The organism is Massilia sp. AB1 (genome assembly GCF_018119385.1).
In the GTDB taxonomy this organism is placed as follows: domain Bacteria; phylum Pseudomonadota; class Gammaproteobacteria; order Burkholderiales; family Burkholderiaceae_D; genus Telluria.
Genome location: NZ_JAGKSG010000012.1, coordinates 81152 through 106316, shown reverse-complemented (window position 1 = coordinate 106316; position 25165 = coordinate 81152). Strand labels below are relative to the sequence as shown.

Here is a 25165-nt window from a genome sequence, read left to right as displayed (position 1 = left end):
TGTCGGGTTTTTAGGCGAGGTGGACAAAAAATTTTTCGCGGCCACGTCGATTCCCCTGTCCTCCATTCGTCGTACGATACACGGCAGCAAACAGCCGCCCTTATCGACCACAACACATCGGAGGACACCATGCGTTTCATGATTCTGCTGAAAGCCGACCAGCACAGCGAAGCCGGCCACATGCCCAGCGAGCAGCTGCTGGCCGAGATGGGCCGGTTCAATGACGAACTGATCAAGGCAGGGGTGATGGTCTCCGGCGAAGGCCTGCACCCGTCCTCGCGCGGCGCCCGGGTGCGCTTCTCGAAAGACGGCGGCGTGCAGGTGGAGAACGGTCCTTTCCCGGAAACGAAACAGCTGGTCGCCGGCTTCTGGATCTGGCGCGTGGCCTCGCGCGAGGAAGCCATCGAGTGGGTCAAGAAAGTCCCGATGCCGATGGAAGGCGGCGAGGCCGAGATCGAGATTCGCCAGCTCTTCGAGATGGAGGATTTCGGCGACAACATGACGCCGGAACTGCGCGAGCAGGAAGAACGCCAGCGCGCCGCCCTGGCGCAATGAAGACCCGCCGCCGGTCCTAGCCCTGGTCCGGCCGGCCTCGGCCGTTCCGTGCCGCGAGCTCCAGCGGCACCTCGAAGGCCGCGGCCGGCAGTCCTGCGCACCAGCGCTTCCACATCGTCCGCAGCGCATACTCCACGCAGTCGGCGATCCGATCCACGGCGCCCGGAGACCATTGCGGGGACGTGCCGCGCAGCCTGGCGCGCAATGTCGCGAGCGAGGCCGGATCCCGGCATGCCGCGACGCCTTTGCCGACGAAATCCTCGGCGTCGTGGGCGATGAATTGCGAGGCTCCGTTCGCCGCCAGGTGGGATGCCGTCTGGCGGCCGGGCATGGTCGCGCCGGCCAGGGTCAGGGTCGGCACGCCCATGTACAGGCCGTAGGCGGTGGTGGTGCCGCCGGAATAAGGGAAGGTGTCGAGGCAGATGTCGATCTGGCTGTACATCTCCAGGTAAGTGCGCATGCCGACGAGCGGATGGAAGCTGACCCGTTCCAGGTCGATGCCTTCCTCCCGCAGCCAGGCCTCCAGGTGTTCATGGCCGCCGCCCCGGGGCATGCCGCCCATCAGCATTCGCGCATCCGGTACCGCGCGCAATACCCTGGCCCACAAGCCAATCACTTCGCGCGTGATCTTGCTGACCCGGTTGAAGCTGGCGAAGGTCGGGTAGCCTTTCTCCAGCATCGGCAGCGGCGTGATGTCCGGGGCTTCCGTAGTGGGGGAAAACGCCATTTTCATGGGAAGCAGGGCCAGCTTCTCGGTGAACTGGGCGTCGAGCTCGCCGGGCGGCAGCAGGTAGCGGTCGCTGATGTAATAGTCCATCGCGGCCAGGCCGGTGCTGCCCGGGTAGCCGACCCAGCTCGCCTGCACGGGCGCCGGCTTGCGCGCGAACATGGGCAGGCGGTTGTGGGAAGTGTGGCCGGACAGGTCGATCAGGATGTCGATGCCATCGGCGCGGACCAGCGCGTCCAGTGCGTCATCGTCGAGTGCGGCCACGTCGCGCCATTGCGCCATGTAGCCGCGCAGGCGGGCGGTCGTGTCGTCGTGGACGGGGAAGTTGTAGTACGCATGCAGCGCCAGGCCAGGCCGCCCGGCAAGACGGGCAAACAGCGGCTCGACGAAACTGGCCACCGCGTGGCGGCGGAAGTCGCCCGACACGATGCCGATGCGCAGGCGCCGTTCCGGCTCGGGCGCATTATCCCAGCCGCGCGCAGGCCGCACGCGTGCTTCGAGCCGCTGTCCGTAGCGGCGGTGTTCCTCGAACAGCTCGGCGGGCGTCACGCTCTCCATATGGCTCATGCAGAACAGCATGTTGGTGTTCACATCGGCATTGCCCGGATCGCGTTCCAGCAAGCGGCGGTAGGCCGCCAGTGCTTCGTCCGAGCGGCCGCGGCGGTCGAGGACCAGCGCCAGCGAGTGCCAGGCGTCCAGATAGTCCGGGGCCAGGCGCACGGCGGCTTCCGCATTGGTCTGCGCGTCGGCCAGGCGGCCCAGTTCCATCACCACGCCCGACAGGTGGTTGTAGGCGGGGGCGCTGTCCGGCCGCAGCGCGATCGCGCGCCGGAGCACGCTTTCGGCTTCGCCCAGCAGGCTGAGGCGCTTGAGCACGATGCCCAGGTTGGTGAGCGATTCCGCATCCTCAGGGCCGTAAGCCACGGCCTTGCGCATCGCCTCCAGCGCGGGCACGGCGGCACGGTTCTTGTAGAGGACGGCGCCCAGCAGCTTCCAGCCGAAAGGATGCTGGGGGAAGCGTTCGGCGAGGTCGCGCGCGGCATGGGCGGCGTCGTCGAAACGCCCGCACGCATACAGCTCGGCGGCGGCGTCGATCTCCTGCTGCTGCGGCTTGCTGGAGCTGGCCAGCTGCTGTTCGAAGGCGTCGAGCGCCGCGTCCTGCAGGCCGTGGCGCCGGCCCAGGTCGATCAGTTCGCGCGCGGTGGCGAACTGGCGCGCTTCCATCAGCACGTCGATGTAGCCGATCCAGTAGCGCTCTTCATCGGGGGCGTGCTGCACCGCATTGGCGAAGTGCGGGATCGCATCGTGCAGCCGTCCCTCCTGCAGTTCCAGCCATCCGAGTCCGAAGTGCGCGCCCGCGTGGGAGGGCTGGAGTTCGAGGACGGCGCGGTACAGCGCGCCTGCCTGTTCCAGCTGCCCCGCTTCCGATTCGCGCAGCGCGGCCTGCAGCGCTTCTTCCGTCAATGCCTGGATGGCCTCGCTGGGCGGTGGGGGCGGTTGATTCATCAAGCGAAGGACGGGAAGGGGTCAGGAGCGCTCGCGTTCGACGCGGTTCACGCCGGCCACCCTGCGCAGGTTGCGGATCAGCTGCGCCAGGTGGACCCGGTCCTTGACCTGGATCGTGAAGCGCAGCTGGGTCATGCTGTGTTCGTCATCCTCGTCCATGCCCACATAGGTGATGTTGGCGTCGGATTCGCCGATCTCGGCGGCCACGCGGGCCAGGATGCCTTTTTCGTTGTTGATCAGGAGGCGGATGCGGCAGTCGAAGCGGCGGTTCAGCTCCTCGCCCCACTGCACGGCGATCCAGCGGTCCGGCTCCTTGGCGCGCACCCGCTTGGCCGGCAGGCATTCGCAGGTGTGCACGATCAGGCCCTGGTCGCGGCGCAGCTGGCCGATGATCTGGTCGCCCGGGATCGGCAGGCAGCACGGCGCCAGCTGCACCGCCACGCCTTCGCTGCCATAGATCGTGACCGGGTCGATGTCGCTGGCCGGCGCCGGCTGGCTGGTCGGCATCAGGTCCGGATCGCCTTCCATCAGGCCGAAGATATGGCGCGCCACCAGCGCCGCCATGCGCTTGCCGATGCCGATGTCGGCGTACAGCTCGTCCATCGACTTGGCCGAGGATTCGGCCAGCAGTTTTTCCACGGTGGCCGGGGCCAGCTCGGGGCGGATGTTGCGCAGCGCCAGGGCGCCGGCCAGCAATTCCTGGCCCAGCTCCACCGATTCGTTGACGTTGACCGTGCGCAGGTAATGGCGGATCGCCGAACGCGCCTTGCCGGTGCGGACGAAACTGAGCCAGGTAGGGCTCGGGCGCGATTCCGGATCGGTGACGATCTCGACGATGTCGCCGTTGTGCAGCTCGGTGCGCAGGTGCTGTTCTTCGTTGTTGATCTTGACCGAGACGGTGTGGTCGCCGATGCCGGTATGGATCGAGTAGGCGAAGTCGAGCGCCGTGGCGCCGCGCGGCAGGGCGATGATCTTCGACTTGGGCGTGAACACGTAGACCGAATCGGGGAACAGGTCGACCTTGACGTGTTCCAGGAACTCGGCCGAGTCGCCGGTCTGCTGCTGGATGTCGAGCAGCGACTGCAGCCACGCATGGGTACGCTGCTGCAGGTCGGACATGTTCGAGTCGCCGGTCTTGTACAGCCAGTGCGCCGCCACGCCGCTTTCCGCGGTGCGGTGCATTTCCTGGGTGCGGATCTGGAATTCGACCGGGGTGCCGTAGGGGCCGATCAGGGTGGTATGAAGTGACTGATACCCGTTGATCTTGCGGATCGCGATGTAGTCCTTGAACTTGCCCGGCATCGGCTTGTACAGCGCGTGCAGGGTGCCGAGGGCCACGTAACAGTTGGGCACGGTGTCGACCACCACGCGGAAGCCGTACACGTCCAGCACCTGCGAGAAGGACAGGTGCTTGTTGCGCATCTTTTTATAGATGCCGTACAGGGTCTTTTCGCGGCCGTAGACTTCGGCCTGGATGCCGGCCGTGGCCAGCTGGTTCTTGACCGCCTCGAGGATCTTCTTGACCACTTCGCGGCGGTTGCCGCGCGCGGCCTTGATCGCCTTCGACAGGGTCTGGTAGCGCAGCGGGTACAGGTGCGAGAAGGACAGGTCCTGCAGCTCGCGGTAGATGTTGTTCAGGCCGAGGCGGTGCGCGATCGGCACGTAGACTTCCATGGTCTCGCTGGCGATGCGGCGCTTCTTGGCCGGGATCATCACGCCGAGGGTGCGCATATTGTGCAGGCGGTCGGCGAGCTTGATCAGGATCACGCGCACGTCGGAAGCCATGGCCAGCAGCATCTTGCGGAAGTTTTCCGCCTGCGCCTCGACCTGGCTCTGGAACTCGATCTTTTCCAGTTTCGACAGGCCGTCGACGAGGTTCGCGACCTGGGCGCCGAAGCGCTCCACGAGGTCGTCCTTCTTGACGTCCTGGTCTTCGATCACGTCGTGGAGGAGGGCGGCCATGATGGCCTGGGCGTCGAGCTTCCACTCGGCGCAGATCTCGGCGACGGCGATCGGATGGGAAATATAGGGCTCGCCCGACTTGCGCACCTGCCCGAGATGCATCTCGTCCGAGAAGCGGTAGGCTTCCTTGACCTTCTTGAGTTCAGCGGGGGTGAGGTAGTCGGACAGCTTGTTGATCAGCTGCGTGACGGAGGCCACGCCGGGAGCGGGGGCCTCGATCGGGTCCTGCGGGCGGCTATCCTGGCGCTTGGCCCGGCCGCCGGTGTTGCCTGGATGAGTCGAATCCGGATAAGGCAAATTCATACGCTATGTCGTCAAACCGCAGTTGAAATTACAGAATAACAGATTAACGGGATGACGCATCCAGGCAATGCCTGCTCTTACATCGGCACCTTTTTCAGCATTTCCAGGCCGACTTTGCCTGCAGCGATTTCACGCAGAGCAACGACGGTCGGCTTGTCCTTGGCTTCGACCTTCGGGGTGTGGCCCTGCAGCAACTGACGAGCGCGGTAGGTAGCAGCCAGGGTCAGCTGGAAGCGGTTCGGGACGTTCTTGAGGCAGTCTTCGATGGTGATACGGGCCATGTTGTGCTCCTAATAGCAATCTAAATAGCAAACCGCGCGGGCGGGCCGCTTACGGTTGTGGTTGTTGCGCGTGGATTCCCAGCTGGGCAAACAGCGTAGCGTTGCGGGCCGCCTGCTGGGCGAAACGGCAACGTGTCGCTTTGACAATCGCCTGCAGTTCTGCGAGGGCGACGTTGAACTCTTCGTTGATGATAGCATATTCGAACTCCGGAGCGTGAGCCATCTCACCCCCGGCAGCCAGCAGGCGGCGGGTGATGATGTGGGGCTCGTCGGTCCCGCGCTTGTGCAGGCGCTCCTCCAGGGCTTCGATCGACGGCGGCAGGATGAAGATGCCGGCCGCGGCCGGGAACTGCTTCTTGACCTGGCGGGCGCCCTGCCAGTCGATTTCCAGCAGGATGTCGGTGCCGGTCTTCATTTCCTGTTCCACGGTCAGGCGGCTGGTGCCGTAGTAATTGCCGTGCACTTCGGCCCATTCCAGGAATTCGCCGCGCTCGGCGCGGTTGACGAAGTCGTCGGCGGTGGTGAAGTAGTATTCGCGGCCGTCCTGCTCGCCCGGGCGGGGCGGGCGGGTGGTGGTCGAGATCGACAGCTTGATGCCCGGTTCCTGCGCCAGCAGCGCATTGACCAGGGTCGACTTGCCGGCGCCCGACGGGGCCGCGACGATGAACAGGCTGCCGGAGAAGGCGGTTGGGATCATGGTTGTTTCCTTCTGTTTTTTGCGATTACTGATGTTAACGTTGAACGCGTGGACGGGAAACCCGTCCACCCTACGTGATCGTACCCGTAGGGTGGACGGGTCCCCCGTCCACGCGTCCAGCGAAGCGTTGATTACTCGAGGTTCTGCACCTGCTCGCGCATCTGCTCGATCAGCAGCTTGAGCTCCATCGAGGCATCGGCCAGTTCCTTGACCGAGGCCTTGGCGCCGAGCGTGTTCGCTTCGCGGTTCAGTTCCTGCATCATGAAGTCGAGGCGCTTGCCGACCTGGCCGCCTTTCTTCAGGATGTGACGGGTTTCGTTCAGGTGGGCCGACAGGCGCGACAGCTCTTCCGACACGTCGATGCGGATGCCGTACAGGGTCACTTCCTGGCGGATGCGCTCCAGCACTTCCTGGCGCGTCAGGGTCGTCCCGTTGCCATGGCCGGCCAGGCCCAGCGCGTCCTGCATGCGCTCGATGGCCTTTTGCTGGAATTGCGCAATCACCTGGGGGATGAGCGGGGTGATGCGCTTGACGATGGCTTCCATCGAATCGATGCGCGACTGCAGCATGGCTTCCAGCGCCGCGCCTTCGCGCTTGCGGCTTTCCACGAAAGCTTCGATGGTGGTCTTGGTGAGGGCCGCGACGTCGGCCTGGAGCGATTCCTGGCCGATGGTCGATTCCTCGATCACGCCCGGCCAGCGCAGCAGTTCCGCGACGCTCATCTGGGACGCGGACGCGAAGTGGCGCGTGACTTCGGCCTGCAGGCGGGCGAGGTCGTTCAGCAGCTCCTGGTTGAGGGCTTGCGAACCGCCGCTGGCCTTGCGGCCGAAGGAGAGGCGCACTTCCACCTTGCCGCGGGTGATGGCGGCCATGATGGCCGAACGCAGGTCGGGTTCCAGCGCGCGCAGCTCGTCGTTGATGCGGAACTGAAGATCGAGGAAGCGCGAGTTGACGCTCTTGATCTCGATCGTGAGGGTGCCGGCAGCGCCTTCGCTGGTGGCGACCGCATAGCCAGTCATGCTTGAAATGCTCAAAGGGATCCCCGGTTTTTATAGAGCGCCCGATAAAACCCTCATGGCGGCGTTGCATCGTCTCGCCGTACTGATGTACTGTCTTCGACGATGCGCCTTGCCCTGAGGGCTTTCTCGGACGCTCTTATTCTTTACAAAGCCGATATTTATCCACACAATCGTCCTGTTTAGCAAGGAAACCCACTTGGATGGCCACTCAGAATAACGCACCCCTGCCCGATGGCCTGGAAATTGCCGGATACCGCATTGTAAAGAAAATTGCGTCCGGTGGGTTCAGTATTGTTTATCTGGCATATGACGCCGAGGGCAACGCGGTCGCCATCAAGGAATACCTCCCCAGCGCGCTGGCTTTGCGCCAACCGGGCGAGCTCATACCGGTGGTTTCAAAGCCGAATTTACCGATCTTCCGCATCGGCCTGAAATGCTTCTTCGAAGAAGGCAGGGCGCTGGCCAAGATCGTCCACCCCAACGTGGTGCGGGTAGTGAATTTCTTCCGCGCGAACGAAACGGTCTACATGGTGATGGCCTACGAATCCGGCCACACCCTGCAAGACCATATCGCGCGCGCGGCCCAGCGCGGAAGCCGCCTGGGAGAGCAGTTCGTGCGCCAGGTATTCAACGGCGTCTGCGGCGGCCTGCGCGAAGTCCACGCCAACAAGCTGCTGCACCTGGACCTCAAGCCGGCCAACATCTACCTGCGCACCGACGGTTCGCCCCTGCTGCTGGACTTCGGCGCCGCGCGCCAGACCATCAACATCGACGCGCCCATGCTGGCGCCGATGTACACGCCGGGCTTCGCCGCGCCGGAGCTGAGCGCCAAGGGCACGGCCCTGGGCCCGTGGACCGACATCTACAGCATCGGCGCGGCCATGTTCGCGTGCATGGCCTGCACCACGCCGCAGGCGGTGGACGCGCGCAGGCTGGAGGACAAGCTGCCGGGACAACTGGATGCATTGGAATTGCGCTATTCGCGCGAGCTGGTGGCCATGGTGCGGTCCTGCCTGGCGCTCGATCCGCTGGCGCGCCCGCAAAGCGTGTTCGCGATCCAGAAGATGCTGCAGGCCGCGCCTGCGGTGCCGGTTCCCGAGCCGGAATCCGCCGAAGAAGAGCGCCCATCCGGCTGGCGCGGGCTGGCCGGCCGGCTCGGTTTCGGCCGCAAAGCAGGGAGCTAAGGAGCCGTCATGCAGTTTTCCGTCTACCAGCAAAGCCACATCGGCGGGCGCAAGGTCAACCAGGACCGCATGGGCTACAGCTTCACGCGCGACGCGCTGCTGCTGGTGCTGGCCGACGGCATGGGCGGCCACCTGCGCGGGGAGATCGCCGCCACCATCGCCTTGCAGACCATCTCGATGATGTTCCGCATGCAGGCCAAGCCGTATGTGAAGAAGCCCGAGCGCTTCCTGGAAGAGGCCTTGCAGCAGGCGCACCGCGACATCCTCGATTACGCGGCCAGGCACCAGCTGCCCGACACCCCGCGCACCACGGTGGTCGCTTGCCTGGTGCAGCACAATTGCGCGATGTGGGCGCACTGCGGCGATTCGCGTCTGTACTGGCTGCGCCGCAACCAGATCCTGGCGCGCACGCGCGACCACTCGCACCTGGAATACCTGATCGAGAAGGGCAAGGCCCTGGAATCGGAACGCAACACGCACCCGGACCGCAACAAGCTGTACAACTGCCTGGGCGCGTCCGGCACGCCCAAGGTGGAACTGTCGCGCCAGGCCAGCCTGGAACCGGGCGACGTGCTGCTGCTGTGTTCCGACGGCCTGTGGGGCATGCTGCCCGACAGCGAGATCCTGCACCGGCTCTCGACCTCCACCATCGTCCAGGCGATTCCGGACATGGTGTCGATGGCGACCGCGATCGGCGGCGCGCGCGCCGACAACACCACGGCGCTCGGTATCATGTGGCAAGGGGCTGATGTGCCGGGCGCCGACATGAAGAACATCATCTCTACCCAGATGCTGCCCGAGGACGAAGTCAGCTCGACGATCACCGCCGGCCAGCCGGCGCCTTCCGAGACCGACGCGTTCGACGAGGACGAGATCGAAAAGGCGATCGCCGAGATTCGCGAGGCGATCGAGAAGTCTTCCCAGTTACTCAAATAAGAAATAAATAGGAAACCAAGACATGACATTTGAACACCGCCCGAGCGGGCGCGCGGTCGACCAGCTGCGTCCGATCCGCATCACGCGCCAGTACACCAAGCATGCCGAGGGTTCGGTCCTGATCGAATGCGGCGACACCAAGGTGATCTGCACCGCCAGCATCGAAGATAAGGTGCCGCCTTTCCTGAAAGGGAAGGGGCAGGGCTGGCTGACGGCCGAATACGGCATGCTGCCGCGCTCGACCCACACCCGCATGGACCGCGAGGCCGCGCGCGGCAAGCAGACCGGCCGCACGCAGGAGATCCAGCGTTTGATCGGGCGTTCGCTGCGGGCGGCGTTCGACCTGGAAGCGTTTGGCGAACGCACCCTGCACCTGGACTGCGACGTGATCCAGGCGGATGGCGGCACGCGCACGGCGTCGATTACCGGCGCGATGGTGGCGGCGTATGACGCCTTCAACGCGCTGGTGGGCCGGGGCGTCGTGGCCGCGGTGCCGGTGCGGCACTTCGTGGCGGCGATCTCGGTGGGCGTGTATCGCGGCACGCCGGTGCTGGACCTGGATTATGTCGAGGATTCGGATTGCGATACCGATATGAATGTGGTGATGACCGAGGCGGGGCACTTTATCGAGGTGCAGGGCACGGCTGAAGGGGCGGCGTTTGATCGGGCCGGGATGAATCGCTTGCTGGACCTGGCGCAGCTGGGGATTACGGATCTCGTGAAGCTGCAGCGGCAGGCGCTGGGGTTGGCGATTTAGCAAGCAAACTTAGGTTCCGGCCTTCGCCGGAACGACGTGCTGGTCGAAGTGGCAAGCTCTAAGACCGTCGTCCCGGCGAAGGCCGGGACCCAAGTTCGCACCGCCGCAACTACAGCACGCATCACCCCAAAGCAGTAAAATATCCCCCCTCCGCAGAACCCACTCCCACACACACCATGACCCAACGCCTGATCCTCGCCTCCAACAACGCCGGCAAGCTGAAGGAATTCGCCCAGCTCCTCGAACCCATCGGTTTCGAACTGCACCCGCAAGGCGAATTCAATGTACCGGAAGCGGAAGAGCCGTTCGGCACCTTCGTCGAAAACGCGCTGGCCAAAGCCCGTCACGCCGCGCGCCTGACCGGCCTGCCGGCGCTGGCCGACGATTCGGGCGTGTGCGTGAACGCCCTGGGCGGCGCACCGGGCGTCTATTCGGCGCGCTATGCGGGCGAACCGAAATCCGACGCCCGCAACAATGAGAAGCTGGTGGCCGACCTGGCCCTTCAGGCCGACAAGTCGGCCTATTACTACTGCGTGCTGGTCTACGTGCGCCACGCGGACGACCCGCAGCCGGTGATCGCCGACGGCCGCTGGAACGGGGAAATCATCGACCAGCCGCGCGGCGCCAACGGCTTCGGCTACGATCCGCACTTCCTGATCCCGTCGCTTGGACAAACCACCGCCGAACTGGACCCGGCCCGGAAAAACGCCATGTCGCACCGCGGCCAGGCCCTGCGTGCGCTCGTCGAGAAACTGAAATGATCCCCATTAAAGTCGCTGGCCCAGCGCCGAGCGAGCCCCGTAATCCCGCCACCGCCGCGCTGCAATACCTGCAGCCGGGCGCGCTGAACCTGACCGCGCTGCCGCCGCTGTCGCTCTACATCCACTGGCCCTGGTGCGTGCGCAAGTGCCCCTACTGCGATTTCAATTCGCACGAGGCCAAGGGCGAGGTGCCCGAGCAGGAATACCTGGACGCCGTGCGCCTGGACCTGGAGCAGTCGCTGCCCCTGATCTGGGGCCGCAAGATCCACACGGTGTTCATCGGCGGCGGTACGCCCAGCCTGATGTCGGCGCAAGCCCTGGACCAGCTGCTGGCCATGGTGCGCACCCTGCTGCCGCTGGAGCTCGACGCCGAGATCACGATGGAAGCCAATCCCGGCACCTTCGAATCCGAGCGCTTCAAGGCCTATCGCAGCAGCGGCGTCAACCGCCTGTCGATCGGCATCCAGAGCTTCAACCCGGCCCACCTCAAGGCACTGGGCCGCATCCACGACGGCGACGAGGCTCTCCGCGCGGTCGAGATCGCGAAATCCACCTTCGACAATTTCAACCTCGACCTGATGTACGCGCTGCCCTCGCAGTCGCTGGACGAAGCCCGCCACGACCTGGAGACCGCGCTGTCCTTCGAGCCGCCGCACCTGTCGCTGTACCACCTGACGATGGAACCGAACACCGTGTTCGCCAAGTATCCGCCGCAGCTGCCGGACGACGACACCAGCGCCGACATGCAGGACATGATCGCGGAGGTGACCGCCGCAGCGGGTTACGAACACTACGAAGTATCGGCCTACGCACAGAAGGGCCGCCGCGCGCGCCACAACCTGAACTATTGGCAGTTCGGCGACTACCTCGGCATCGGCGCCGGTGCGCATTCGAAGATCTCCTTCCCGCACCGCATCCTGCGCCAGGCGCGCTTCAAGCAGCCGGCCTCCTTCATCGAGGCGGCCAGGCGCGGCAACCCGGTGCAGGAAGAGCGCGAGATCGGCCGCGCCGACATGGGTTTCGAATTCATGCTCAACGCGCTGCGCCTGGTCGACGGCTTCGATCCGAACCTGTTCGGCGAGCGCACCGGCATGAGCATCAGCACCATCGGCAAAGCCCTGAACGAGGCCGAGGCCAAGGGCCTGCTCTACCGCGACCACAAGCTGATCCGCCCGACCGAACTGGGCCAGCGCTTCCTGAACGACCTGCAGGAGATGTTCCTGGCCGAGTGAGCTGCTAGATGCGTACCGCGCCGGCGAGCGCGGTGATGGTGCGCGCCAGGCCGCTGACCACGCGCGCCATGCCGTCCACGTCCACTTTCTCCGAAGTGCGATGGTAGGGGTAGTCCAGGAAGCCGGTCTCGGTGATCAACAGGGCAGGGGAGCCGGGACGCTCGCGGCTGCGATGGTCCGACAGGGTCACGCCCATCACATGGGCCGGCGCCGCCAGGCCGTGATCCAGCGTTTCCGTCTGTTCCCTGAAGGCGTCCAGCGCCTGGCGCACCCGCGCCGACGCCTCCATGGTGCCGGCGAAGGCGATGAAGCTGCCTGCCTCCGGCAGCCCATCCGCACTCTCCACGGGCGCCTGATCGGCGAAGAATACGAAGCGGATCTCGGTGCCGCGGCTGGGCTGCATGGTCTTCAGGATGCGCGCCAGCTCCAGCACTGCCGCCGTGCCGCCGCCGCGGTCGCCGACGATGAAGACGCGTTCGGGCCGTGCGCCCGGCGCCAGGTTCGCAATCGACACTTCGATATCGCGCGCCTGGCGTACGCGCACAGGCGCGTAGCCGAAGCGCTTGAGCGTGGTCTCGATATAGCGTCCGGAAGCATCAGGCGCCGTGGTGGACGTCGCTTCCACGTGGGCGCGCAGGCGCGCCGTCAGCGGCGGCGCGGCGGGGGCGGAATCGATTTCCGCCGTGATCAGCGCCAGCACGATGGCAAGCAGGATCGCAATCAGCTTCCAGTGTGTGTGCAAGAATTGTCGCATGGCCGGCAAGCGCCCAAGGCGCATCAAGCGGTCGATGCGTCCAGTGTAGCCAAATCGTTCCCGGCCCGCGTCCGCGCGCAATCAATTCCGCGCTTCAACACGCCGGATCAGCGCGCGCTCCCCGGCAGGCCGGCGAAATCCTCGGTGCGCGCCAGGCTGCGCAGCAGGTCGGCAAGCTCGGGGGGCGGGACGGTCAGCTTGCGCTGGCGCAGGTCGAACCAACCGCCCAGCGAGGTCACGCGCGCGCGCAGCACGCCCTCGCGGTAAAAGGTGTTCCGCAGGTTCATGCGGCTGGCGTCCTCCGACAGCCCCGCCATCTCGAAGGTGACCGTGATCTCGTCGAGCAGGCGGCATTCGCGAAAGTACTCGATCTGGTCGCGCATCACCACCGGCCCCAGCTGCAGGCGCATGAACTCGCTCATCGGAAAGCCGTGCTCGGCGAAATACATCATGCGCACGTCGGCCGACTTGTCGAGGTAGGCGGTATTGCGCATGTGGGCATTGAAGTCCATGTCGCCCCATCCGGCGACCAGGGTTTTCTGGAACATGGTGTTTCTCCTTATTCGAAGCAAGCGTCACTGTACAGCGGCGGGTGGCAATGAGAAACTGGCAGAATTGACTATATCGATACCGAATTTGCCATGCGCATCGTCGTCCTCGCCCTGAATGCCGTATTTGACACCGGATTGGCCACGGTGCTCGATGCATTCCGCACTGCCGGCGAACTGGCCGGGCCGCACGCGCCCTTCGAACTCACGCTGGCCGGTGTGCGCGCCGAGGTGCGCAGCGCGCAGGGGCTGGGCGTGCCGGTGGTGCCGGTGGAGAGCTGCGGCGTGCCGGACCTGGTGATCGTACCGGCGATCGGGTACAAGATGCCGGAGCCTTTGGCGCAAGCGCTGGCGAGCGAGGAAGTCCGCGACGCGGGCCTGGCGCTGCGGCGCTGGGCGGAGCAGGGCGTGCGCATCGCGGCGCCCTGCATCGGCGCCTTCGTGCTGGCGGAGACGGGGCTGCTGGACGGGCATGAGGCGACCTGCACCTGGTGGCTGACGCCGATGTTCCGCGAACGCCATCCGCATGTGGGTTTGGACGCGCGGCGCATGGTGGTGCAGTCGGGGCAGTTCGTCACCGCGGGCGCGGCGCTGGGGCACCTGGACCTGGCGCTGTGGTTGATCCGGCAGTCCAGTCCCGAGCTGGCGGCATTGGTAGCGCGCTACCTGATCGTCGATGCGCGGCCGAGCCAGAGTGCGTATGTGATCTCGGATCATCTGCTGCACCACGATCCGCTCGTTGCCGGCTTCGACCGGTGGGCACGGGAGCATCTGGCGAAGCGTTTCAGCCTGGAGGCGGCGGCGGGGGCGCTGGCGACCAGCAAGCGTACCCTAGCGCGAAGGATGGCGGATACCTTGGGGAAGACGCCTGTCGAGCATGTGCAGGATCTGCGGATCGAGCGGGCGGTGCATTTGCTCAGAACGAGCGATTCTTCGGTGGAGCGGATTGCGGAGCAGGTCGGGTATAAGGATGGGGCGACGCTGCGGTCCTTGTTGCGCAAGCGGCTGGGCAAGGGCGTACGCGAGTTGCGGAACCCAAGCTTCGCGCACACCACTGCAATAAAAAACGGGCCCGAAGGCCCGTTCCGATAAAGTCGCTCAGCGCGCCGCGACCGGCGCCGCAGGCTCCGTCCATCCCCCGCCCAGCACGCGGTACAGGGTGACCTGATTCTGCAAACGCTGCAGGTTCGCCTGAATCGCCAGCTGCTGCGCCTGGAACAGCGAACGCTGCGCATCCAGCAGATCCAGGTAGCTCGCCGCCCCATTCCGGTAACGCAGGTCCGACAGGTTGAAGCGCTCGCTTTCCGCCTCGGCCACGGCACGCTGGGCGCGCAGCTGCTCGCTGAAGGTCGCCTGTCCCGCCAGCGCATCCGCCACTTCGCGGAAGGCCGTCTGGATCGAGCGCTCGTACTGGGCCACCGCGACATCGCGCTGCGCACGGGCAGAACCCAGCACCGCGGTGTTGCGGCCGTAGTCGAAGATCGGCAGGACCGCTTGCGGCGCAAAGGTCCAGCCATACGATCCGCTCTTGAACAGCCCCGACAGCTCGGTGCTGGCGCTGCCCACGCTGCCCGTCAGCGAAATGCGCGGGAAGAAGTTGGCGCGCGCCGCGCCGATGTTGGCATTGGCGGCGATCAGCTGCTGCTCGGCCGCGCGGATGTCCGGGCGGCTGGCCAGCAGGTCGGACGGCAGCCCGGCCGGCAGGTCCGGCAGCTCGGTCGCCGCGAGGGTGACCGCGCCCGGCTGCAGCTCAGGCAGCGGCTGGCCGACCAGCAGGGTCAGCAGGTTGATGTCCTGCGCGCGCTGGCGCTGGGCTTGCGCCAAGGTGGTGCGCGCGGTCTCGACCAGCGAGCGCGATTGCTGCAGCTCGAGGCGCGACACGACGCCGTTCTCGAAGCGCAGCTGGGTCAGCTTGTCCGACTCCTCGCGGGTCTGCACGGTGCGCTGGGCGAGGGACAGCAATTCCTCGTCCGCCAGCAGCTGCAGGTAGGCGTTGGCGACCGAAGCGACCAGGCTGATCTGCGTGGTCTTGCGCGCTTCCTCGGTGGCGAGGTACTGCGCCAGCGCCGCATCCGACAGGTTGCGCACGCGGCCGAACAGGTCGAGCTCGAAGCTGGAGACCGTGAAGCCGGCCTGGTAGACGCTGTTGATCGGTTCGTCTTCGCCGGTGGTCTGGCGCTGGCCTGTGATGGCGGCGCCCACCGTCGGCAGACGGTCCGCACGCTGGATGCGGTACTGCGAGCGCGCCTGCTCGATGTTGGCGATGGCGATGCGCAGGTCGCGGTTGTTGGCCAGCGACAGCTCGATCAGCTGGCGCAGGCGCGCGTCGGCGAAGAAGCGCTGCCATTCCATGTTGGCTGCCGCTTCCGTGGCGGCCGCGTTGGCCGGTGCGGTGGCCGCACGCGGCACGCCAGGGAAGCTGCCCGCCACCGGCGCCGCCGGACGCTCGTACTTGGGCGCCAGCGACATGCAGCCTGCCAGCGCCATAGCCAGCGCCAGCGGAGTCACGATGAGTTTGATGTGTTTGATCATATTTTCTTGTCCACGACGACGGTTTCTTCTTCATGCGCGTACTTCTTGCGCTGGCGCTCGCTGCCCTTGAAGAACTTGCGGATCACGACGAAGAATACAGGAACGAAGAGCACGCCCAGGGTCGTCGCGGTGATCATGCCGCCCATGACGCCGGTACCGATCGCACGCTGCGATGCCGAACCCGCGCCACCGGCGATCACCAGCGGCAGCACGCCCAGGATGAAAGCCAGCGAGGTCATGATGATCGGACGGAAGCGCAGGTGCGCCGCCTGGATCGCCGCTTCCATCGGTGACTTGCCCTGCGCCTGCAGGTCCTTCGCGAATTCGATGATCAGGACCGCGTTCTTCGCCGCCAGGCCGATGATGGTCACCAGGCCGATCTTGAAGTACACGTCGTTCGGATAACCGCGCAGCATCGCCGCCAGGATCGCGCCGAGCACGCCCAGCGGCACCACCAGCAGCACCGAGACCGGAATCGACCAGCTCTCGTACAGCGCCGCCAGCGCCAGGAAGATCGCCAGCATCGAGAAGGCCATCAGGATGCCCATGGTCGAACCGGACAGCTTCTCTTCACGCGACTGGCCAGTCCATTCGAAGGCGAAGCCGGACGGCAGCTGGCCCGCGAGGCGTTCCATCTCGGCCATCGCGTCGCCGGTCGAATAGCCCGGCTTGGCGTCGCCCGCGATGCTCATCGCCGGATAGCCGTTGTAGCGGATGGTCTGCATCGGACCGGTGATCCAGCGCGTGGTGGCGAAGGACGACAGCGGCACCGGCTGGCCCTGCACGTTCATCGCGTTCAGGCGCAGCAGGTCGTCCGGCTGCATGCGGGCGCTGGCCTCGGCCTGCACCACGACACGCTGCAGGCGGCCGGCGTTCGGGAAGTCGTTCACGTAGGCCGAGCCGAGCGAGGTCGAGATCGCGGTATTGATCGCATCGAAGGTCACGCCCAGGGCCTGCGCCTTGTCGCGGTCGATGTCGAGCATCACCTGCGGCGCGTCTTCCAGGCCTTCCGGACGCACGCCGGCCAGGATCTTGCTCTGCGCCGCCATGCCCAGCAGCTGGTTACGCGCCGCCAGCAGGGCGTTGTGGCCGTTGCCGCCGCGGTCCTGCAGGCGGAAGGTGAAGCCGGTGCCGCGGCCCAGTTCCGGGATCGGCGGCGGCGACAGCGCGAAGATGAAGGCGTCGCGCACGCCCGACAGCCCGCCCATGATGCGGCCGGCCAGCGCCTGCGCGCTCGAACCGTCGCCTTTGCGCTCGCTCCAGTCCTTGAGCGGAATGAAGGCCAGCGCCATGTTCTGGCCGGAGCCCGAGAACGAGAAGCCCAGCACGCTGACCATGTTCGCGACTTCCGGCTGCTTCATGATGAAGGCTTCGGCCTGGCGCATCACCTCGCTGGTGCGCTCCTGGGTCGCGCCCGGCGGCAGCTGGATGTTGGCGATCACGTAGCCCTGGTCTTCGTTCGGCAGGAAGGAATTCGGCATGCGCGTGAACAGCAGGGCGACCACGCCGGTCACGACCACGAACACCAGCATCGCGCGGCCGGTGCCGCGCAGCAGGCGCGCGACCCAGCTCTCGTAGTTCTTGGCGGTGGCCGTGAACTTGCGGTTGAACCAGCCGAAGAAGCCTTTCTTCTCGTGGTGGTGGCCTGCTTCCACCGGCTTGAGCAGGTGGGCGCACAGCGCCGGGGTCAGGGTCAGCGCCAGGAAGGCCGAGAAGGCGATCGAGGACACCATGACGGCCGCGAACTGGCGGTAGATGTTGCCGACCGCGCCGCCGAAGAAGGCCAGCGGCACGAACACCGACATCAGCACCACGGTCACGCCGATGATCGCGCCGGAGATCTGGCCCATCGCCTTGCGGGTGGCCTGCAGCGGCGGCAAGCCTTCCTCGCTCATGATGCGCTCGACGTTCTCGACCACCACGATGGCGTCGTCGACCACGATACCGATCACCAGCACCATGCCGAACATGGTCAGCACGTTGATCGAGAAGCCCAGCGCCAGCAGGGTAGCCAGGGAGCCGAGCAGGGCGACCGGCACCACGATGGTCGGGATCAGGGTGTAGCGGATGTTCTGCAGGAACAGGTACATCACCAGGAACACCAGCACGATCGCTTCGATCAGGGTATGCACCACCTGCTCGATCGAGATGTCGATGAACTTGGAGCTGTCGAACGGGATCGCGTACTTCATCCCGGCCGGGAAGAACTTCGACAGTTCTTCCATGCGCGCCTTGATCAGCTTCGCGGTTTCGAGCGCGTTGCCGGACGGCGCCAGCTGGATACCGATACCGGTCGACGGCTTGCCGTTCAGGCGCGCCGAGGTGGCGTAGCCCTGGCCGCCGATCTCGATGCGCGCCACGTCCTTCAGGCGCACGGTGGAACCGTCCGGATTCGCGCGCAGCACGATGTTGCCGAACTGTTCGACGGTCGAGAGCTGGCCGGTCACGACCACGGTCGCGTTGATTTCCTGGCCGGCGGCCAGCGGCAGTTCGCCGATGGTGCCCGAGGCCACCTGGGCGTTCTGGCTGCGGATCGCGTTGTTGACGTCGGCCGGGGACAGGCGGAAGCCCACCAGCTTGGCCGGGTCGATCCAGACGCGCATCGCGCGCTCGGTGCCGAACAGCTGGGCGGTACCGACGCCCTTGATGCGCTGCAGTTCAGGCAGCACGGTGCGCGAGGCGTAGTCGCCCAGCGCGATCGGGTCCCACTTCGGATCGTCCGACGACAGGATCGTGAACAGCAGGAAGTTCGCGCGCACCTTGTCGACGCGCACGCCCTGCTGGTTCACCGCCTGCGGCAGGCGCGGAGCCGCGCGCGACAGGCGGTTCTGCACGTCCACCTGGGCCAGGTCCGGGTTGGTGCCGGTTTCGAAGGTCAGGGTGATCGAGCCGCTGCCGTTGGCGGAGCTGCTCGATTCCATGTAGATCAGGCCCGGCGAGCCGTTCATCTCGCGTTCGATGACGGAGATGACCGAGTCTTCCAGGGTCTGTGCGGAGGCGCCCGGGTAGGCGGCGTTGATCACGATCGATGGCGGAGCCACGTTCGGATACTGCGCGATCGGCAGCTGGGTGATCGAGACGCCGCCGATCACCATGATGAACAGCGCGATCACCCAGGCGAAAATAGGGCGGTCAATGAAAAAGCGTGCCATTGGAGTTCCTGTTCTTGCTTACTTCGCGGCTGCCGGGGCCGGCGCGGCGGCCGTCTGGGCCTTCGGCGTCCACGGCACGGTCTTGACCGGGGTGCCCGGCGGCAGCATCTGGAGCTTCTGGAAGCCGTCGACCATCACGCGCTCGCCTTCCTTCAGGCCTTCGGTGACGACCCAGTTCTGGCCGTTCTGCGAGGCGATCTTGACGGTGCGCGGGACCGGCTTGTTGTCGGCGCCGATGACGGTCAGGGTGTCGCCCTGAGCGCCGCCGCGGGTGACGGCCTGCTGGGGCACCAGGATGCCGTTCGGCAGTTCGGCCTGGGCCAGGCGCACGCGCACGTACTGGCCCGGCAGCAGGGCGTTGTCGGCGTTCGGCACGGTGGCGCGCAGGGTCACCTGGCCGGTGCTCGGATCCACGGTCACGTCCGAGAACAGCAGCTTGCCGCGCACCGGCATTTCGGTGCCGTCGTCCAGCATCACGGTGACCGGCAGGCTTGATGCAAGCTTCGAGGCGCCGGCCTGCTTGCGCAGGCGCTGCAGCTCGCTGGCCGACTGGGTGATGTTCAGGTACATCGGGTTGGTCTGCTGGATCAGCGCCATTTCGGTGGCTTCGGCGGCGGACACCAGCGCGCCTTCGGTCACCAGGGCGCGGCCGATGCGGCCGGAGATCGGGGCGTAGACGTTGGAATAGCCGAGGTTGATCTGCGAGACGCGCAGCTGGGCCCGGGCGGCCGCCACTTCGGCCTCGGCCGTCTTCTGGGCGGCGACGGCGTTGGTGTATTCCTGTTCGCTGATCGCCTTGGCTTCGGCCAGCGGCGCGTAGCGCTTGGCCTGGGCGCTGGCCTGGTTCAGGGTGGCCTGGGCGCGCGCCAGCGCCGCCTGGCTGCTGTTAAGCTGGGCCTGGTAAGGCGCCGGATCGATCTGGAACAGCGACTGGCCTTGCTTGACTTCGCTTCCCTCGGTGAACAGGCGCTTCAGGACGACGCCGTTGACGCGAGCGCGCACCTGGGCGGTGCGGACCGGCTCGGCGCGCGCCGGCAATTCGGTCTGCAGGGCGACCGGTTCGAATTTGGTGGTGATGACGCCGACTTCCGGGGCCGGCATCTGGCCGCCGGGGCCCCCGGCGCCAGGGGCGGCTGCGTCTTTCTTGCCGCAGGCGGACAGCAGCACCAGGGCCGCCAGGGTAGCGGCGGCAACCCGGGTCATGGACAGGGAAGAGGAGTTGGCAGAGCGCATTACATGCTTCCTTCTAGTTAATGAAACAGGATGACGCACTCTCACAACAACAACTTCTCCCGTGAGAGCGATATCATCGCTGGATTTTGCAGTCAGTTTTATATACTATCACGATTGTATGTAAATTGTTTTGTCATCCGATTTTTGGAATAGGCGTTCAAAGATGGCCCGTCGTACCAAGGAAGAAGCGGCCGCGACCCGCGACAGTATTCTAGACGCAGCGGAAATATTGTTCGCGAAACAAGGCGTTTCAAGGACAACGTTGCAGCATATAGCAAGCGCGGCGGGCGTGACGCGCGGTGCGATCTATTGGCATTTCCTGGACAAGGGCGCCTTGTTCAACGCGATGATGGACCGCGGCAAGTTTCCGATCGAAGAAGCGATGCAGGTGCTGGAGCAGCGCGAAGTCACCGACCCGCTGCAATGCCTGCGCGACGAGATGATGACGGTGCTGCGCATCGTGGCCGAGGACGAAAAGGCGCGCCGCGTGTTCGAGATCGCCACCCTCAAGACCGAGTTCGTGGACGAAGTCGACTCGGTACGCGCGCGCCGGCGCGAATCGATCGGCCTGTGGCAGGACAAGATGGAAGGCCATTTGAAGCAGGCGAAGGAGAAGGGCATGCTGCGGCCCGAGCTCGGCACCCGCGAGTCGGCGATGGGCTGCTGGATCATGATCGATGGCCTGATCCGCAACTGGATCTTCGAACCCACCAGCTTCGAGCTGCTTGCGGTGGGCGGGCATGTGGTCGACACCTACCTGGCGGGCCTGCGGGCTTGCTGAAGCGGGCGCACCAATGAAAAACGCCGCCTCGAGGGCGGCGTTCTTGTATGCGGGTCGCCGGGGGCTTAGCGCATTTGGGCGATCATCTTCTTCAGCTTGATCGAGTCGGCGACGAAGGCGCGGATGCCTTCGGCCAGCTTCTCGGTGCCCATCGCGTCTTCGTTCAGCATGAAGCGGAAGGTCTTCTCGTCGATGTCGATCTTGGCGATGTCGGCGTTCGCATCCGTGGTCAGCTTGCGCTCGACCGGCGCATCGGTGTCGGCCAGCTTCTGCAGCAGGTCCGGCGAGATGGTCAGCAGGTCGCAGCCGCTAAGCTCCAGGATTTGAGAGGTGTTGCGGAAGCTCGCGCCCATGACTTCGGTCTTGTAGCCGAACTTGCGGTAGTACTGGTAAATGCGCTTGACCGACTGCACGCCCGGATCGTCGGCGCCGGTGTATTCAATGCCGGTCGACTTCTTGTACCAGTCGTAGATGCGGCCCACGAACGGGGAGATCAGCTGGACGCCGGCTTCGGCGCAGGCCACGGCCTGGCACAGCGAGAACAGCAGGGTCAGGTTGCAGTGGATGCCTTCCTTTTCCAGGATCTCGGCGGCGCGGATGCCTTCCCAGGTCGAGGCGATCTTGATCAGCACGCGCTCGCGCGACACGCCGGCCTTTTCGTACAGGGCGATCAGTTCGCGGCCTTTCGCCACGGTCGCTTCGGTGTCGAAGGACAGGGCGGCATCGATCTCGGTCGAGACGCGGCCCGGGACATACTTCAGGATCTCGACGCCGAAGCCGATCAGGAGGTTGTCGACGATTTCATCGATTTCCGCGTGCGGCGCGTCGGCGATGGCCTTTTCCAGCAGCGGACGGTATTCCGGCTTTTGCACGGCCTTCAGGATCAGCGACGGGTTGGTGGTCGCGTCTTGCGGGGCGTAGGCCTTGATCGACTGGAAGTCGCCGGTGTCGGCGACCACGGTGGTGTATTGCTTGAGCTGTTCGAGTTGGTTCATGGTGTGGGTCTCGGTGTTTGGGAGTGTAACTTGTATTCTAGTGGCGGGGGCTGGGGTTTGGAAACTTGGATCCCGGCCTGCGCCGGGATGACGTGCTAAGTGTGCGGGTGTTCGTCACGCTAACTCGAGCCACTTACCCCGTCGTCCCGGCGAAGGCCGGGACAATGCCACTGGCATTGTCCCGCCCAAGTTTGCTTGCAAACCAACAACGTATTAGCAGTCGGTACCCTCAAGGAACGCAGCAATCATGCGCTCCAGCCCAACGCGATCTTCTTCAGAAAAGCGATCCGCCTTCGGGCTATCGATATCGAACACGCCGATCAGCTTGTCGTCCTTGATCAGCGGAATCACGATTTCCGACGCCGAGGCCGAATCGCAGGCGATGTGGCCCGGGAAGGCATGCACGTCCGGCACCACGATGGTCTTGCGCTCGACGGCGGTCGTGCCGCAGACGCCGCGGCCGAAAGGAATGCGGGCGCAGGCCGGCTTGCCCTGGAAGGGACCGACCAGCAGGTCCTGGCCTTCGCCTTTTTTCGAGGGAACGGTGAGGTAGAAGCCAGCCCAGTTCAGGTCGGCGATGGTGTCGTAGACGAGGGCGGAGAACTGGGAGGCGTTCGCGGTCAGGTCGCGTTCGCCTTCGAGGATGCTGGTGACCTGGCGGACCAGGAGGTCGTAGTCGGGGCGGGTGCTGCGTTCGGGGTTGATGTGCATGGCGGGGAGCGATGGACGGTCGAAACCCGGTATTTTACACCTGTGGGGTAATGGCTGCGGCCCGCAGTGTTAGCCAATAAACGAATCAAACTGCATATCAAACTCTTGAAGCGCCTTCTGCGCATTCTGCATCTTCTTGCGGAACTCCGGCCCGCGGCGCAAGGCCAGCCCCACCGCCAGCACGTCGATGACCACGAGGTAAGCCAGCCGCGCCGAAATCGGCGTGTACGGGTCGATCGCAAACACCAGATCAATCGGAATGAACAAGGTCGCCATCTCCGCCAGCGGCGTCCCCGACGGCGCCAGCACGATCACCTCGGCCCCGCCGGCCCTTGCCAGCTTGGCCGAGCGCGTCAGCGCCGGGTTGTTCCCGCGCTGCGAAATCGCCACCACCGCATCCCCTTCGCGCAGCAGCGCCGCGGCGATGGAGTGAATCGCCGGATCGGTATAAGCCACCGTCGGCACGCCCGAACGGAAGAACTTGTGCTGCGCATCCGCCGCCACGAAGCCCGAGGTCCCCTGGCCATAGAACTCGATCTTGTTCGCCCGCGACAGGATATCGAGCGCTTTCTGGATCAGTTCCGGCTTGAGGTTGTTGCGCAGGTCGAGCAGGGTATTGATCGAGCGGCTGCAGATCTTGTTGATCAGGTCCGAGGCCAGGTCGTCCTGGGCCGGCTGCTCGTTGGCGCCAGGCAGGGCCAGCGCCAGGCCCTGGGCCAGCTTGAGCTTGAACTCGTGCCAGCCCTCATAGCCGAGCGTGCGGCAGAAGCGCACCACGGTCGGTTCGGACACCTGCGCGCTCTTGGCCAGCGCCGTGATGTTCTGGCTGACCGTCGCGGACGGGGCGGCAAGCACCGCGAGCGCGACCTTGCGCTCCGACTTGGAGAGCGAATCGAGCTGGGTGCGGATCGAGTCGAGCAGCATGGTGGCCTCAGTCTTCCGGCAGGACTTCTTCGCGCCACTGCAGGCCGTCGCGGCCGATCAGTGCGCTCGATGCGGCAGGGCCCCAGGTGCCGGAGGTGTAGGGCGCCGGTGCGCTGTCGTCTTCTTCCCAGTGGTCCAGGATCGGCTCGACCCATTCCCAGGCCGCTTCCAGTTCGTCGCCGCGCATGAACAGGGTCAGCTGGCCGCGCAGCACGTCGAGCAGCAGGCGCTCGTAGGCTTCCATGCGCGGGCTGGTGAACTGCTCGCGGAAGTCGAGTTCGAGTTCGGCCTGCTTCAGGCGCATCGAGTCGCCCGGGGTCTTGGCCATCAGGTTCATCGACAGGCCCTCGTCCGGCTGCAGGCGGATCACCAGGCTGTTCGGCTGGAAGCTGGAGGTCGGCTGGTTGAAGATCGAATGCGGGATCTGCTTGAAGCGCACCACGATCTCGGCCAGGCGGTCGGCCATGCGCTTGCCGGTGCGCAGGTAGAAGGGCACGCCGGCCCAGCGCCAGGTGTCGATCTCGGCCTTCATCGCCACGAAGGTCTCGGTGCGCGACTGCTTGGGCGCTTCCGGCTCGTCGCGGTAGCCCGGCACGGCCTTGCCGTCGATGTGGCCGGCGCGGTACTGGCCGCGCACGATGTTCTGGGCCAGGGTGGTCGGGGTGAAGCGCTTCAGCGAGCGCAGCACCTGCAGCTTGGCGTCGCGCACGGCGTCCGGCGCGATCGAGGCCGGCGGTTCCATGGCGACGATGCACAGCAGTTGCAGCAGGTGGTTCTGCAGCATGTCGCGCAGCGCGCCCGAGGTGTCGTAGTAGCCGAGGCGATTGCCCACGCCGATCTTCTCGGCGATGGTGATCTGCACGTCCGAGATCCATTCGCGGCGCCACAGCGGCTCGAACAGGATGTTACCGAAGCGCAGGGCCAGCAGGTTCTGCACGGTTTCCTTGCCCAGGTAGTGGTCGATCCGGTAGATCTGCGATTCGGCGAACACCTTGCCCACGTCCGCGTTGATCTGCTTGGCCGAAGCCAGGTCGCGGCCGAGCGGCTTTTCCAGCACCACGCGCGAGTTCGGCGTGGCCAGGCCGGTCTCGGCCAGGTTGTCGCAGATGGTCGCGAACAGGTGGGGCGGGGTGGCCAGGTAGTAGACGCGGGTGAGGGACTCGTCCTTGCGCAGGGCCTCGACCAGCGGGTCGTAGGTGCCGACGTCGGTGGCGTTCAGGGCCACGTAGGTGATGCGCTTGAGGAAGCGGGCCCAGTGTTCGTCGACCGGGGTTTCCTTGATGTGCGGTTTCGAGTTGCTTTCGACGAATTGCAGGAAGGCTTCCTGGCTCATGTCGTCGCGGCCGACGCAGATGATGCGGGCGCTGGCGGGGAGGTCATTGCAGACGTCGCGCGCGTACATCGCGGGGAGCAGCTTGCGCATCGCAAGGTCGCCGCTGCCGCCAAAGAAAACGAGATCGAAATCGGAAAGGGCCATGGTCGTCGGAATCAGTGCAAGGGATGAGGGAAAGCTTAATGTAAATTTACTACACAAATATTTGATTTGCAAGAAAATTTACTACGAAAGCGATCTGGAGGGATGGCGACTGATGGTGCCACACGCGGGCGTATTGGG

General features: G+C 65.4%; 22 protein-coding genes. 8 read left to right on the top strand and 14 right to left on the bottom strand.

Translation table 11 applies throughout. From position 1 onward, the window contains the following. Positions 1-129: 129 nt before the first annotated feature. Positions 130-555 (top strand): YciI family protein, encoded by a 426-nt coding sequence (locus J8847_RS09670; RefSeq protein WP_211524488.1) that lies wholly within the window; start codon positions 130-132, stop codon positions 553-555. Positions 556-571: 16 nt separating this feature from the next. On the opposite strand, the gene J8847_RS09665 is transcribed toward J8847_RS09670, so the two are convergent. From J8847_RS09665 to J8847_RS09645, 5 genes are all read right to left on the bottom strand, one after another. Continuing rightward, positions 572-2788: a tetratricopeptide repeat protein gene (locus J8847_RS09665; protein ID WP_211524487.1), complete on the bottom strand. Its 2217-nt coding sequence runs from the start codon at positions 2786-2788 to the stop codon at positions 572-574. 21 nt (positions 2789-2809) lie between these two features. Further along, positions 2810-5053 carry a bifunctional (p)ppGpp synthetase/guanosine-3',5'-bis(diphosphate) 3'-pyrophosphohydrolase gene (locus J8847_RS09660; RefSeq protein WP_229429595.1) on the bottom strand — a complete coding sequence of 748 codons (2244 nt, stop codon included), beginning with the start codon at positions 5051-5053 and terminating at the stop codon, positions 2810-2812. A 77-nt stretch (positions 5054-5130) separates the two neighbouring features. Continuing rightward, complete coding sequence (rpoZ, locus tag J8847_RS09655) at positions 5131-5334, bottom strand: DNA-directed RNA polymerase subunit omega (RefSeq protein ID WP_005665923.1); 204 nt, start codon at positions 5332-5334, stop codon at positions 5131-5133. Positions 5335-5383: 49 nt separating this feature from the next. Beyond that, entirely contained in the window at positions 5384-6031 is a 648-nt protein-coding gene (gmk, locus tag J8847_RS09650; RefSeq protein ID WP_211524486.1) for a guanylate kinase, read from the bottom strand. A gap of 131 nt (positions 6032-6162) precedes the next feature. Next, positions 6163-7050 carry a YicC/YloC family endoribonuclease gene (locus J8847_RS09645; RefSeq protein WP_211524485.1) on the bottom strand — a complete coding sequence of 296 codons (888 nt, stop codon included), beginning with the start codon at positions 7048-7050 and terminating at the stop codon, positions 6163-6165. A gap of 200 nt (positions 7051-7250) precedes the next feature. Here J8847_RS09645 and J8847_RS09640 point away from each other — a divergent pair, with 200 nt between their 5' ends. The 5 genes from J8847_RS09640 (at position 7251) to hemW (ending at position 11920) form a co-directional block, all read left to right on the top strand. Continuing rightward, positions 7251-8234, top strand: coding sequence for a serine/threonine-protein kinase (locus J8847_RS09640; protein WP_211524484.1), 984 nt, complete (start codon positions 7251-7253; stop codon positions 8232-8234). 9 nt (positions 8235-8243) lie between these two features. Then, positions 8244-9170, top strand: coding sequence for a PP2C family serine/threonine-protein phosphatase (locus tag J8847_RS09635; RefSeq protein WP_211524483.1), 927 nt, complete (start codon positions 8244-8246; stop codon positions 9168-9170). Positions 9171-9192: 22 nt separating this feature from the next. After that, the gene (gene rph, locus J8847_RS09630) at positions 9193-9927 is read left to right on the top strand and encodes a ribonuclease PH (RefSeq protein ID WP_211524482.1); all 735 of its coding nucleotides are present in this window, start codon (positions 9193-9195) and stop codon (positions 9925-9927) included. A 176-nt stretch (positions 9928-10103) separates the two neighbouring features. Continuing rightward, a complete protein-coding gene (gene rdgB / locus J8847_RS09625) occupies positions 10104-10688 on the top strand; it encodes an RdgB/HAM1 family non-canonical purine NTP pyrophosphatase (RefSeq protein WP_211524481.1) in 585 nt (194 codons plus the stop codon). Further along, complete coding sequence (gene hemW / locus J8847_RS09620; RefSeq protein WP_211524480.1) at positions 10685-11920, top strand: radical SAM family heme chaperone HemW; 1236 nt, start codon at positions 10685-10687, stop codon at positions 11918-11920. Before rdgB ends, hemW begins: the two co-directional genes overlap by 4 nt. 4 nt (positions 11921-11924) lie before the next feature. On the opposite strand, the gene J8847_RS09615 is transcribed toward hemW, so the two are convergent. After that, the gene (locus J8847_RS09615) at positions 11925-12662 is read right to left on the bottom strand and encodes a hypothetical protein (RefSeq protein ID WP_211524479.1); all 738 of its coding nucleotides are present in this window, start codon (positions 12660-12662) and stop codon (positions 11925-11927) included. 119 nt (positions 12663-12781) lie between these two features. After that, on the bottom strand, positions 12782-13222 hold the full coding sequence (locus J8847_RS09610) for a thioesterase family protein (protein ID WP_211524478.1): 441 nt from the start codon (positions 13220-13222) through the stop codon (positions 12782-12784). Between the two features lie 93 nt (positions 13223-13315). On the opposite strand from J8847_RS09610, the gene J8847_RS09605 reads away from it, so the two are divergent. After that, a complete protein-coding gene (locus J8847_RS09605) occupies positions 13316-14314 on the top strand; it encodes a GlxA family transcriptional regulator (RefSeq protein WP_211524477.1) in 999 nt (332 codons plus the stop codon). A 6-nt stretch (positions 14315-14320) separates the two neighbouring features. Here J8847_RS09605 and J8847_RS09600 read toward each other — a convergent pair whose 3' ends face one another. The 3 genes from J8847_RS09600 to J8847_RS09590 are packed head-to-tail and all read right to left on the bottom strand — an operon-like array spanning position 14321 to position 20139. Beyond that, complete coding sequence (locus J8847_RS09600; protein WP_211524476.1) at positions 14321-15754, bottom strand: efflux transporter outer membrane subunit; 1434 nt, start codon at positions 15752-15754, stop codon at positions 14321-14323. Then, positions 15751-18906 (bottom strand): efflux RND transporter permease subunit, encoded by a 3156-nt coding sequence (locus J8847_RS09595; protein WP_211524475.1) that lies wholly within the window; start codon positions 18904-18906, stop codon positions 15751-15753. The genes J8847_RS09600 and J8847_RS09595 overlap by 4 nt, the downstream gene beginning before the upstream one ends. A gap of 18 nt (positions 18907-18924) precedes the next feature. Then, on the bottom strand, positions 18925-20139 hold the full coding sequence (locus J8847_RS09590) for an efflux RND transporter periplasmic adaptor subunit (RefSeq protein WP_211524474.1): 1215 nt from the start codon (positions 20137-20139) through the stop codon (positions 18925-18927). A 163-nt stretch (positions 20140-20302) separates the two neighbouring features. Between J8847_RS09590 and J8847_RS09585 the strand changes: the two genes are divergently transcribed. Then, a complete protein-coding gene (locus J8847_RS09585) occupies positions 20303-20920 on the top strand; it encodes a TetR family transcriptional regulator (protein WP_211524473.1) in 618 nt (205 codons plus the stop codon). Between the two features lie 65 nt (positions 20921-20985). On the opposite strand, the gene tal is transcribed toward J8847_RS09585, so the two are convergent. From tal to zwf, 4 genes are all read right to left on the bottom strand, one after another. Further along, positions 20986-21915, bottom strand: a complete 930-nt coding sequence (gene tal / locus J8847_RS09580; protein ID WP_211524472.1) for a transaldolase — start codon at positions 21913-21915, stop codon at positions 20986-20988. Positions 21916-22128: 213 nt separating this feature from the next. Continuing rightward, a complete protein-coding gene (locus tag J8847_RS09575) occupies positions 22129-22626 on the bottom strand; it encodes a GAF domain-containing protein (protein WP_211524471.1) in 498 nt (165 codons plus the stop codon). 69 nt (positions 22627-22695) lie between these two features. After that, a complete protein-coding gene (locus J8847_RS09570) occupies positions 22696-23550 on the bottom strand; it encodes an SIS domain-containing protein (RefSeq protein WP_211524470.1) in 855 nt (284 codons plus the stop codon). Positions 23551-23557: 7 nt separating this feature from the next. Further along, complete coding sequence (zwf, locus tag J8847_RS09565; RefSeq protein WP_211524469.1) at positions 23558-25027, bottom strand: glucose-6-phosphate dehydrogenase; 1470 nt, start codon at positions 25025-25027, stop codon at positions 23558-23560. Positions 25028-25165 lie beyond the last annotated feature (138 nt).